The organism is Streptomyces botrytidirepellens, assembly GCF_003721215.1.
In the GTDB taxonomy this organism is placed as follows: domain Bacteria; phylum Actinomycetota; class Actinomycetes; order Streptomycetales; family Streptomycetaceae; genus Streptomyces; species Streptomyces himastatinicus.
On the sequence record NZ_RIBZ01000367.1, the window covers coordinates 1 to 591 of the forward strand.

Below are 591 nucleotides of genomic sequence, written 5' to 3' on the forward strand. Positions count from 1 at the left end.
CGCGCCGCCGGGTGGGCGGGGCCTGGCACGGCCCGCCACCCGGCAGGCCTTCCAGGCGGCCGCCGCCTGCGCGTTCGCGCTCGCCGCCGGCCAGGCCCTCTCCGGCGAGCGGTGGTACTGGGCCGTCGGCACCGCTTGGTGGATCTTCGTCAACACCGCCTCGCGCGGCGAGACGCTGGTACGCGGCTTCCGCCGGGTCGTCGGCACCGTCAGCGGCATCGCGGCCGGGCTCGCCGTCGCCATACCGCTGCACGGCGCCCCGGCGCCCACCGCCGTCCTCGTCGCCGCCTGCGTCTTCGGGATCTTCTACACCGCGCCGCTGTCGTACAGCTGGATGGTGTTCTTCGTGACGCTGATGGCCGGGCTGCTGTACGGCCTGCTCGGCGTGCTGCACCCCGGGCTGCTCGCGCTGCGCCTGGAGCAGACCGCCATCGGCGCGGCCGGGGCGGGACTGGCCGTGGCGCTCGTGCTCCCGGTGACCACCCACGCCGCGACCGACGCGTGGATCCGGCGCGCCCTGGAGTCCGTACGGCGCTGCGCCGCCGACGCCGCGCGGCGGCTCGCGGGCAACCCGGCCGCGGACCCCGCGCC

1 protein-coding gene is annotated in these 591 nt (G+C 77.7%); it reads left to right on the plus strand.

Translation table 11 applies throughout. From position 1 onward, the window contains the following. The coding region (locus EEJ42_RS31005) for an FUSC family protein (RefSeq protein ID WP_148082058.1) at nucleotides 1-591 on the plus strand (591 nt) is incomplete at both ends.